An 11,585-nucleotide genomic window follows, 5' to 3' on the forward strand; every position below is an offset into this window, starting at 1 on the left:
GAATGTAATTAGTTTTACATTAAGTTCAGATATTACACTTACGGCTAATTTTCAAATTATTCAAGTTGCAACAAACTACTATTCAAGTGGTCAGTTAGTTGCAAATAATAATATATCTGAGTGGTTTGATAGATCTCTGGATGTTTATGGAATGAAATTTCTTGTTGCTGGAGCAGCAGGAGGGCAACCAGCAGTTTCTGATGAATTTGCTAAGAAAGTTGCTCAATTTTACAAGTTATTAGTTAATAAAGATGCACCAGGAATTAATACTACTGCTCAAGAAAAAATGATTAAAATTCTTTTGGGCGAAACAGGTTTTCATGAAGGACTTCCTACTGGGCAGAGGATTGCCTATGGAAATGCTGATCAGTACACACCAAACCCTCTTACTGATGAAGGATGTAATGGTTATTCAGGATTGTGTTCATTAAACGACTCCATGGTGCTAAAAGACATGATTTGGTATATGTCTCCTGATAATTCGGAACTAAGCGGAGATAATGTTATTACAGAAGTATTTGAACACTTATTACACACTATACAATCTCTTGGAACTAGAGGTGCCGTAGATGGTTCTCTCTCGGCATTGAATATGGACGAAGAAGAAGATTTATCGGGAACAGAACTATTTCTTGCAATGAAAGAAGCTTATGAAAATGGTGTTTTTGGAATTGATGACTATGGTGGTGATATTAATAATTCTGAAAATTTTGATAAAATGCTTGTAGAGTACCAATATTTACTAACTTTTGGAATGTGGGGATTTGGGACACAACTTTGGGATGGAGGGTCACTTGAACCAGAATGGAGTAATAATGCTAATACTCCTGAAGGAATTCAACAAAATAATCCTCTTGGATATGCTCTTTTTAATAATTATATAGCTCCAGTATTATCTAAGCCAAGTATTGTTACATTAAGGCTAATGTTCCAGGATAATACTGGTGGAGAGTCAGGATATGTTCCAGATTAAATAATATTTACCTTTAAAAAACTATCAGTTATTTTTCCATTGTATTTTATTCAATATTAATATTGTACCTGTTGATTTGTTTAGAGTGAAATCTAAATACAACATCTACTTTTAAGATAGGTTATCAGTAATATTTTCTTATTTTTAATAAACAAATCATTAAAATATCAAAATGAAAAAGAATTCAAATATTATATTTTTTCTATCTGCATTGTTTATTTCATTTGTAAATATTTTAAATGCACAAGATAAATCTGAAATTGAGTTTGAAGACATAAAGTATAGAAATGTAGGTCCAACACGAGGTGGCAGATCTACCACTGTTTGTGGTGTTATCAACGAACAATTTACATTTTACATGGGAACTACTGGTGGCGGAGTATGGAAAACACTGGATGGAGGATTGAGTTGGAAAAACATTAGTGATGGTTATTTTAAGACACCATCAATAGGCTCTATTGATATTTTTCAAGCCGATCCATCAATCATTTATGTTGGAACTGGTTCAGACGGAATTAGATCAAATGTAATTATTGGAAAAGGGGTTTATAAGTCAAATGATGCTGGTTCTAGTTGGGAATATATAGGTCTTGAGAATAGTGGTCAAATTGGTGCCATTAAAGTACATCCAAAAAACCCAAATATTGTTTACGCGGCTGCAATAGGACAACCTTTTAACTCGAATATTGAAAGAGGACTATTCAAGTCTTCAGATGCAGGTAAATCATGGAGTAAAATTTTATTTATTTCTGATAAGATTGGGATTGTTGATGTTGAATTTTCTCCAGAGAACCCAGATATAATTTATGCTGCCTCTTGGAAAGTTGATCGTAAGCCATGGACAATTATAAGTGGATCTGAAAGGGGGGGAATATACAAATCAATTGATGCTGGAAAAACTTGGAGTATTCTCTCTAATGGTCTTCCAGATGGAATCGTGGGTAAAATTGACTTAGCTGTCTCCGCAGCAGATCCCAATAGGTTATATGCAGTCATAGAAGCTGACAAGAAACAAGGTGGGGTTTATATTTCATACGATAAAGGAGAAAGTTTTAAATTAATGAATCAAAGAAAAGAGCTTCTAAATAGACCATTTTATTATTGTAATATATATGCTAATCCAAATAATGCAGATTTAATATATTCAAATGCTAATAAATTTATGGTATCCAAAAATGCAGGAAAAACATGGGATATCAAAAGTACACCTCATGGAGACAATCATGATATTTGGATAAACCCTAAACATGATAATATTTGGATACAATCAAATGATGGAGGAGTAAATATTACTTTTAATTCAGGGAAGACTTGGACTACACAATTCAATCAGCCTACAGCGGAAATCTATCAAGTTGAGGTTGATAACCAATTTCCGTATTGGCTTTATGGAGGACAACAGGATAATTATAGCACTATTTCTGTTCCGAGTCAACCACCGTATCCAATACAAGCAGGACCAAATGCATGGATTCTTTCAACAGGTGGATGTGAGACTGGACCTGCAGTCCCTTTGCCCGGAAATCCAGATATAGTCTATTCAAATTGTAAAGGAAGATTTAGTGTTTATAATAAAAAAACAGGTCAAGAAAAGCGATTTTACGTAGGTGCTCAAAATATGTATGGTCATAATCCAAAAGATTTAAAATATCGATTTCAAAGAGTTTCTCCAATTCATATCTCTCCCCATGATGAAAAAGTAATATACCACGGTTCCCAATTTTTACATAAAACCACAAATGAAGGTGCTACTTGGGAAGTGATTTCTCCAGATTTAACTGAGTTTGATCAATCAAAACAAGTAATTTCAGGATCTCCAATTACAAGAGATGTTACAGGTGAAGAATTTTTTAGTACAATTTATTCAATCAGAGAATCTATTATTGAAAAAGATCAGATATGGGTAGGGTCAAATGATGGACTTATTCATTTAACAAGAGATGGTGGAGTAAACTGGAAAAATGTAACTCCCAAATCTCTTTTAAAAGGGGGTAGAGTAGATTCTGTGGAACCATCTAAACATAATCCAGCTATATCCTACATAACTATTTTAAGATATCAATTAGGGGACTGGTCTCCGTATATATATCGTACAAATAACTATGGAAAAACATGGAAACTAGTAGTCGAGGGGATTCCAAATGATTTTCCTGTAAGAGTTGTCAGGGAGGATCCGATTAGAGAAGGATTACTATATGCAGGAACAGAATTTGGTATTTATATTTCTAAAGATTCAGGAGATTCTTGGCTTAAATTTCAGAAAAATCTACCTGTCACCCCAATAACTGACATGAAAATTCATAGAGACGATATTGTATTATCAACGATGGGAAGGTCTTTTTGGATTATGGATGATATAAATTTTTTGAGATATGAGATTGATCCTAAAAAACCTAAAATAATCGAACCCTCGGAAACAATTAGGTATAGGTATAGAGTACCTAATGTTAATATAAATGATTATTTAAAACCAGGAGTTTTTATAGACTACTATCTTGATAATGAAAAATATAAAACCATTTTAATTTCATTCATTGATGAAAATGGAAATGTTGTAAACACTTTCACTAATAAAAATATTGACGTAAATCAAAAAAACGATTACAACATGGGATTAAATGAATTTGTATCAAATAAAACATCAAAAGTGACTACCAAAAAAGGATTTAATCGATTCCGATGGGATTTAAGACATCAAGGAGTTTTAGATAAAGACAAAGAAAAAAATATTCGTGGTCCACTTGTAAAGCCAGGAAAATACAAAGTTCAAGTTTCAGTTGATAAAAATCATTTCTTAGAAGATGAGATACTGATTCTAAAGGACCCTAACACAAAAACGAATGTAGATGATTTAATAAAACTTGAAGAACTACAATTAAAATTAATTTATAAAATCCGTGAAGCAAAACAAATTTTGGAAAAAATAGAAAACTCGATTTCGAAAAATAAATCTGATATATTAAAAGAAAAATTAGGTTTGTTAATTACAAAGGAGGGAACTTACATGCAGCCAATGCTGATAGATCAACTTAAATATTTGTATAATATGATTACAAAAGCGGATCAAAAATTAGGTAATGACGCATATAATAGATTTAATGAATTAAGTATAGAGTTAGAAGAAATTAAAAAAGATCTATAATAGTTTTTCCCTGTTTGGTTTTCCTTATTTTTATCTATTACACACAAAAATTGTCCTAAATTTATTTATATGAAAAAATTGAATATTTTTTTATCTCTATTTGCTGTATTTTTCCAATCAAATGAATGTGTAGCACAAGAATTAAATAATGATAAAAATTACACTTTTAAAAGGGGAGATTTTAACGGAATTGGAAAGTGGTATATGGGAAGAGAAATTGCCTATGTAATGGGGTTTGAAGGAATTGGTTGGCTAGAAAGATCCGATCGAGAAAAAGAGGAGGATGTTTCTAATTTGATTCAAAACATGAATATTAAATCCAATGATACTATTGCCGACATTGGAGCTGGTTCAGGATATCATGTTTTTAAAATGGCTCCACTAGTAAAAAATGGTATTGTCTATGCAGTGGATATTCAACCTGAAATGTTGATGAAAATTAAAAAAACTAAAGAGTCAAATAAAATTAGAAACATTGAAACAATTCTTGGAAGTGAAAAAAGTATTCATTTACCTAAAAACTCCGTCAACAAAATTTTAATGGTTGATGTTTACCATGAGTTTAATTTTCCATTAGAAATGATTGCTTCCATAAAAAACGCATTGAAGCCCAATGGACAGTTATTTTTAATTGAATATAGGAGTGAAGACTCAAAAGTTCCTATCAAAAAAATACACAAAATGACTGAAAAACAATCTGTCAAGGAAATGGAAGCTGCTGGTTTTAAACTTAAAGAAAATATAGATAACCTTCCTTGGCAGCACTGTATGATTTTTGTGAAAAAAGATTGACCAAATATTCTATAAAAAAAACAATTTTAAAACCCCCAGTTTTTGAGCATGTGGTTTCTCGGGGCAGTTTTTTTTAATCGGTCTTTTATTTTATCAAGATACATAGTGTTGTAGCGAAGACGTGAAATATAATTTGGGTTTTCCTGATCTCCATTCCAGCAGTGTTCAGCATTATCTCCATAATCAACCTCACCTCCATAGTAGGGATTTTTTGTAGATTCTAAAAACTCTTCTGTGAGTACAACTGCATTATTTAAATAATAATTGTCCATATCTCCACAATAGATATTTATTTTCCCTTCGAGATCCTTTCCAATTTTATCCCAATCTCTTTCCATAATATTTCTTAAGTCATAATTTTCTTTCCAATAGTTTGCAACATCATGATCAATATCCCCTGTAATTTTATCCCATATAGGTTTGGGGTACCCATCTTCTCCAACTGGTGAATAAACCGCTTGCCATATATCCCATTGGTCTCCAGATCTGCCTTTATCTCCCAATATAAATTCTCTTCTGTTCATATCTATCAATTGTGTTTTGATATGTCCTTTTCCGTCTCTCATTCCAGGTCGAAGTATCTTCCTGAAATTTCCGGTTTTATAGTAAGCATTTTCATCTTTATAAAGATCAACTACAGTATAGGCTCTAAAATCAATTGGATCTGGACATGCAGCATAGCATCCGTTATATTGTTTAGGATAAAAAACTTGAACAGCTAATGCTTCCCATCCACCAGTTGACCCTCCGTATAAAAAACGACCCCAGCCTTCTCCAACACCATTGAATAATTTTTCAATTTGTGGAATAAGTTCGTAAGTAATTGCATCCCCATAAGGACCAAGATTAGCAGAATTTACTGCATAAGAATCATCGTAGTAGGGGTTTTGGTGTTGAATTTCTATCACGAGAAATCTAGGAAAATCTTTTGACACCCAATCCTTGTAGAAATCGAATGCTTCCTTTTCTTGTATGTATTTGTAACCTGTAATACCAAACCTACTGCTGAAAATTGTATCCTTTTCATTTGCAATAGGAGGAGTGGTTCGAAATCCACCAATCGTTTTTGGGAAGTGCCCATGAAAAACCATTAATGGATACTTGGTATTACTTTTTTTATCGAAGTCTTCTGGAATCAAAACATTGGCTTGAAGATACATTGGTCTTCCCCAAAACTCTGAGAGTAGATCACTTTTAATTCTAACATGCTTTATATATTTAGAATCCTCAACAGGTTCTATTTTAGGAATCTCTTCAGTAATTATAATCTCCACGGGATTTTTACTCTTTTTATCAAACTCTATTCTAATGGGTTTACTGTAAATGTTGTTCGGACTGATATTCCAGTGTTGTCCTTCTCCTTGATCCATAGGGAGTTGAACAGTATGTCCGTTTGATAAATTAAAAGTATCGTATTTATGGAGTAAGGCTTGAACAAAATAAGTACCTGATTTTAGTTGGTTTAATTCTTCAATTGGATACGCCTTTGTAGAAGAATTAAATAATTCTTTTTGACCTGGATTCCACTGCTGAACATTTTTACCGATAATTATACCTGTTTCATTAGAATCGTTAATATTAAAGCGTGGCTCTTTGAGTGAATCTTTAGTTATCATTAACAAAAGTCGACCATCATAACCATTCAAACCTAGAGTAGAGTCGTAAGTCACCTCAAATATCGTAGTCTCTTTGTTATTACATCCAGTTAATATTATAACTATAAATAGAGCTTGAAAAACACTTCTTAAATTATTCATTAATTTAATATTTAAACATCAATTTAGTAAATATTTATCCGTTTTCGTTTTTTTTGAGAATTTTAGGGCATTAATTACGCTTCAAAATCCATTTGTAAATTGACTTTTATATTTCTGACAAAAGATTTAGTGCATCCCATAATATAAAAAGTAGACTAACTTTACCAAAATGCATTCAGAAAACCCTTACCGAGAAAGATATGACCTTAAGAAATATTCAAAAGCGTATTCTTTGCTAGGAAAACATATCGTTTTGAGTCCTTCTAGTCAACAAACTATTAATTTTAGTGATTCAACAGCGGTATACGCATTAAATAAAGCAATATTACTCTCAGATTTTAAACTTGATGATTATAATTTACCTAAAGGCTACTTAATCCCACCAATACCTGGTCGGATAGACTATCTGCTAAATTTGCAAGATTTTCTATTAGGAAAATTTAATATTGAGAAAGGAAAAAAATTAAGAGGGCTTGACATCGGTACTGGAGCAAATGGTATCTATTGTATATTGGGTACACAACATTTTAACTGGTCGATGATAGGAGCTGAATGTAAAATATCTGCTGTGAAAATTGCAAAAGAAAACATTCAGATGACAAATGGTCTAAAAGATAAAATTGAAATACGTCACCAAGAGAATAAAAGTTTCCTTTTTAAAAACATCATTAATAAGAAAGAGCAGTTTGATTTTTCGATTTGTAATCCGCCATTTCACAGCTCCAAAGCTCAAGCTATTAAGGGATCTCTCAAAAAACAAAGTAATTTGGGTAACTCAGTGGATCTGAATAACTACTTACTAAACTTTGAGGGACAAGCAAACGAGTTATGGTGTAATGGTGGTGAAACTCTTTTTATTAAAAGATTAATAAAAGAAAGTGTAGGTTTTAAATCTCAAGTAAAAATATTTTCTTCTCTTGTATCAAAAAAGGATACCCTTATTATTATTGAAAAGTACTTAAAAAAAGAGAAAGCGAACCATTATATTATTCCTATGGATATAGGAAATAAGAAGAGTCGGATTTTAGTGTGGTGGTTTGAAATGAATTTATAAAACCGTTACTCGTACTTTTTTCTTTTTGAGTTTTGAGTTGTTTAATTTTATTGCCAAGTTATAAGCAATGGATTTAGGCACTGCAACAAAAGCACAATCTTGTTTTAACTCAATCATTCCCAATTGGTCTTTGTTTATTTTTCCTTGTTTAAAAAAGAGTCCTGCAATATCCCCTTTTGAAATTTTATCTTTTCGACCTCCAGAAATAAATAAGGTTTCCCAAAACTGAGGCTTACTAACTGCTTTTTTAGAAATGTTTACCACTTGTGAATTTTTATAATATTCTGGCAAATCTTCTTTTTTTCCTTTAATAACATAGGCTGTTCCTTTGGAATAAACCCTAGCTGCTCTTCCATTTCGATGAATAAACTCTTCTTCTGCACGTGGCATTTCGAAATGTATGATAAATTTTAATTCAGGAATATCTAGTCCTCTTGAAGCTAAATCCGTAGCAATTAAAATGGAATTGGTACCGTTTCTGAATTTAATTAAAGCTCTCTCTCTCTCTCTTTGCTCCATTGCTCCAGAAAAACAGCTATGATTTAATTTATGTTTTTTTAAAAAATGACTAATAGTATCGATGCTTTCTCTCAAATTACAAAATACAATTCCATTTTGATTTCCTAGATATTCAATTAAATCCAAAAGCGTTAGTAATTTACTCTTTGAGTTATAAAGGACAGTTTTGACCTTTAATTTAGAGACGATTTGTTCTTGTAAATAATTTATTGTTTTATGTTGATCTAAGCGAACAAAGTCAGGCACTTTTAGGGTTTTTGTAGCTGAGGTTAACACTCGTTTATTAATATGAGTTAACTTACTAATTATCTGTCGCATCTCCTCTTCAAAACCATCTTCAAGTGACTTATCAAACTCGTCCAAAATAAGGCATTTTATGCTTTTTTTAGAAAATCGATCTGCATTAAAATGGTCGGCAATCCGACCTGGAGTTCCAATTAGAATAGCTGGAACATGCTTAATTTCAATTTTATCTTTTGACATGGGACGTCCCCCATAGACTGCATTAACCTTATATCCAGAACCCATACTACGCACTACCTGTTCTATTTGTATAGCAAGTTCTCTCGAAGGAACAATAATCAGTGCTTGTACTTCATTAGAATTGGAATCTAGTGCTTTGATAAGAGGTAATAAAAAAGCTAATGTTTTTCCAGTTCCAGTTGGGGACAACAAAATAGTATTGGTTGTCGATTCGATTACAGCAATAGCTTCCTCTTGCATGGGGTTTAGTTCGTGAATATTTAATTTCACTAAAATATCCTGCTGCTCTTTGATACTATTTGCCATAATAATTAATGATTTTCATTCTTTTTTATAAGAGTCTTTTTTGGAAGTTGGGTCTTTGTATTCATCAAGTAATTTCCCAATAATTTGTCAATAAGTTCTTCTTTGGTCAAATGTTGAAAAATACTACTAATCTTATGTCTGAAGGCATCTGAAATCATTCGATTGGGTTTTGTTTTGAATATTTTCTTAGCCCATAATAAACCATTATTTTCTTCTATGCTTTGAGCATCTCCTTTTTTGAGTTCATTGAATTTTATTCCCAATTCTTTTTCAAAATTGGCTATGTCTTTCACTTCCTCTTCTTGAAGTATTGTTAATGAAAAACCTTTTTCTCCTGCTCTTGCTGTTCGTCCACTACGATGAACATAGGTGTCGTAAGTATCAGGCAAATGATAGTTGATTACATAGGAAATTTCTTTTATATCAATTCCACGGGCTGCAAGATCGGTGGCAATCAAAATATCGATATATCCTTCTCTAAACTGCCCCATGATTCGGTCTCGAATACCCTGGTTTAGACTTCCATGAATTGAACCTGATGAAAATTTATTAATGGCTAAATTTTTTCCAAGTTTATTAACTGCCGCCTTCGTTTTACAAAAAATCAAACCACGCTGTCCTAATCTAGAACTTAAAAAATGCATTAAAACATCTAGTTTTTCGATGGGTTCTACTATCATATAGTGGTGATCAATATTTAGATTTCCAGTTATTTCCATGTCTACTTTTAGTCGTATAACATGCTTTGACATATAGTTTTGTATCAATTGTTTTATTGCTCCAGAAAGAGTCGCTGTAAATAAAAGTGTTCTTCTTTTTTTGGGAATTTCTTTTATAATTATATCCAAATCTTCTTTAAAAGTGCTCACCATTTCATCGGCTTCATCTAACACTAAATACTTTATATTTTTAATATCTATTGCTCTTTGCTTGATTAGGTCAATTAAGCGTCCTGGAGTGGCAACAACAATATGTGTAGGGTTTGTTAAGAGTTCTATTTGCGGTTTTACGGGAATTCCTCCACATACTACTGTAATTGAGATTTTAGTAATATCGGTAGTAAAATCCATTAAATTAGAATGAATTTGATTTACTAGTTCTCGAGTAGGTGCTAATATCAATGCTTGAATTTCTTTGTTTTCAATGTCAATCAATTGCAATAAAGGCAATCCAAATGCAGCAGTTTTTCCCGTTCCTGTTTTTGCCAATGCCACAACATCTTCTGTTTGATTTAGCACCACTGGGATTGTTTTCTTTTGAATGTCTGTGGGAATCGTAATGTTTAAATCAACAAGGACTTGTTGTAATTCGAGGGAAATTCCTAAATCAGAAAATGTTTTTAACATTAAATATTTTTGTGTAAAGGTATGTATACGGAATCGAAGCTCAGCTTAATATTTAGTCAAAAGTTCAATAAGAAAACACAAAAAGATATGAGTGCTCGCATGCTTTAAAGATGTAATTCAAGCAGATAAGTCATATGGAAATAGTAAAGAAAGTATATATTCTAATTTAATAATGGAGTATAAAATATTCAAATTCAAGCAAAGACGGATGTTAAGCTATTTAAAATAAGTTTATAATCATAAATTTTAATTATTTTAAGTTAACTAACTTTATGTATGGATAATTTATTTTTTAATAAAAATAATCACTACATAATTGATATTCAATCTTTTGAAGGTTTATTGAATTTAACAATTTCTTTTATCATAATAGTGTCAATTTTAGTTGTAGGTAAATATCTAAATAAAAGCACAAAACTAGCTTTAGCAAAAGTGATATGCATATTAGCTATAATCTTAACTTTCTATGGTCATTTAATTGATATTTTTAATAATAATTGGAGGTTAAATGAAGATCTTCCTCTGCATTTATGCTCAATTTCAAATTTAATTCTCTGTGTTATCCTTTTTATCCCAAAAAACAATAAACTTTTTGAATTCCTATTTTATTGTGGTTTTCTGGGTGGATTAATGGCAATTTTAACACCCCAAATTAATTATTATGATGGAGGAATCTTTATGTATTTAGAATATTATATAACTCATGGAATCATTATACTTATACCTTTATATATGTTTTATCACCTCGAAATGAAGTTGTCTAAGTATTCGTGGTTATCGACATTTTTAATTCTAAATGTTTTGATGCTTATTGTAATGCCATTGAATTTTATAATTGGATCTGGATCTAATTACATGTACTTATCTGATTCTCCAAAAATAAATAATCCACTAGTGTTCGGAGATTGGCCATTCTATATTTTAAATTGGGAAATCATTGTATTATTATTATTTTATTTTACATATCTAACATTCACTAGAAAAAAAATTTAATTTTTAGATGTTTAACATTTGGTTGTTCTTTTGAGCAAAAGCCACTTCAAATATTCTCTTATTTTCTGGAATCTTTAAGGAAATTAACATTATTAAAATTTTAAAAATGTAATTTGCAAAAAAATTTAATATTACAATCAAATTTAATTGTCATAAATTTAATATTATGAAAAAGCTACTTCTTATTTTACTATTTGTTCCATTAACCTATTGTTCTTCA

The 11,585-nt window shown here is 31.2% G+C and carries 8 protein-coding genes; 5 read left to right on the forward strand and 3 right to left on the reverse strand.

Annotation, left to right across the window (positions count from 1 at the left end; genetic code table 11):
* The 3 genes from AC3ATN_RS08040 to AC3ATN_RS08050 all read left to right on the forward strand — a co-directional run.
* Positions 1-973: hypothetical protein (locus AC3ATN_RS08040; RefSeq protein WP_487532759.1), on the forward strand; the 973-nt coding region annotated here is incomplete at its 5' end.
* Between the two features lie 172 nt (positions 974-1,145).
* On the forward strand, positions 1,146-4,115 hold the full coding sequence (locus AC3ATN_RS08045) for a VPS10 domain-containing protein (protein WP_487532760.1): 2,970 nt from the start codon (positions 1,146-1,148) through the stop codon (positions 4,113-4,115).
* Positions 4,116-4,184: 69 nt separating this feature from the next.
* Positions 4,185-4,907 (forward strand): class I SAM-dependent methyltransferase, encoded by a 723-nt coding sequence (locus tag AC3ATN_RS08050; RefSeq protein ID WP_487532761.1) that lies wholly within the window; start codon positions 4,185-4,187, stop codon positions 4,905-4,907.
* Positions 4,908-4,933: 26 nt separating this feature from the next.
* Here the strand turns inward: AC3ATN_RS08050 and AC3ATN_RS08055 are convergent, their stop codons facing one another.
* The gene (locus AC3ATN_RS08055; RefSeq protein ID WP_487532762.1) at positions 4,934-6,664 is read right to left on the reverse strand and encodes an alpha/beta hydrolase; all 1,731 of its coding nucleotides are present in this window, start codon (positions 6,662-6,664) and stop codon (positions 4,934-4,936) included.
* Between the two features lie 169 nt (positions 6,665-6,833).
* Between AC3ATN_RS08055 and rlmF the strand changes: the two genes are divergently transcribed.
* On the forward strand, positions 6,834-7,718 hold the full coding sequence (rlmF, locus tag AC3ATN_RS08060) for a 23S rRNA (adenine(1618)-N(6))-methyltransferase RlmF (protein ID WP_487532763.1): 885 nt from the start codon (positions 6,834-6,836) through the stop codon (positions 7,716-7,718).
* On the opposite strand, the gene AC3ATN_RS08065 is transcribed toward rlmF, so the two are convergent.
* Positions 7,713-9,026 (reverse strand): DEAD/DEAH box helicase, encoded by a 1,314-nt coding sequence (locus AC3ATN_RS08065; RefSeq protein WP_487532764.1) that lies wholly within the window; start codon positions 9,024-9,026, stop codon positions 7,713-7,715. The genes rlmF and AC3ATN_RS08065 overlap by 6 nt on opposite strands.
* A 5-nt stretch (positions 9,027-9,031) precedes the next feature.
* The gene (locus AC3ATN_RS08070; protein ID WP_487532765.1) at positions 9,032-10,372 is read right to left on the reverse strand and encodes a DEAD/DEAH box helicase; all 1,341 of its coding nucleotides are present in this window, start codon (positions 10,370-10,372) and stop codon (positions 9,032-9,034) included.
* 276 nt (positions 10,373-10,648) lie between these two features.
* Here AC3ATN_RS08070 and AC3ATN_RS08075 point away from each other — a divergent pair, with 276 nt between their 5' ends.
* A complete protein-coding gene (locus AC3ATN_RS08075) occupies positions 10,649-11,365 on the forward strand; it encodes a TMEM164-related integral membrane acyltransferase (protein WP_487532766.1) in 717 nt (238 codons plus the stop codon).
* Positions 11,366-11,585: the final 220 nt, after the last annotated feature.

The organism is Candidatus Marivariicella sp. (assembly GCF_983056325.1).

Coding starts and splice junctions, on each gene's coding strand:
- AC3ATN_RS08045 (WP_487532760.1), top strand. CDS start 1,146: ATGAAAAAGAATTCAAATATTATATTTTTTCTATCTGCATTGTTTATT.
- AC3ATN_RS08050 (WP_487532761.1), top strand. CDS start 4,185: ATGAAAAAATTGAATATTTTTTTATCTCTATTTGCTGTATTTTTCCAA.
- AC3ATN_RS08055 (WP_487532762.1), bottom strand. CDS start 6,664: ATGAATAATTTAAGAAGTGTTTTTCAAGCTCTATTTATAGTTATAATA.
- rlmF (WP_487532763.1), top strand. CDS start 6,834: ATGCATTCAGAAAACCCTTACCGAGAAAGATATGACCTTAAGAAATAT.
- AC3ATN_RS08065 (WP_487532764.1), bottom strand. CDS start 9,026: ATGGCAAATAGTATCAAAGAGCAGCAGGATATTTTAGTGAAATTAAAT.
- AC3ATN_RS08070 (WP_487532765.1), bottom strand. CDS start 10,372: ATGTTAAAAACATTTTCTGATTTAGGAATTTCCCTCGAATTACAACAA.
- AC3ATN_RS08075 (WP_487532766.1), top strand. CDS start 10,649: ATGGATAATTTATTTTTTAATAAAAATAATCACTACATAATTGATATT.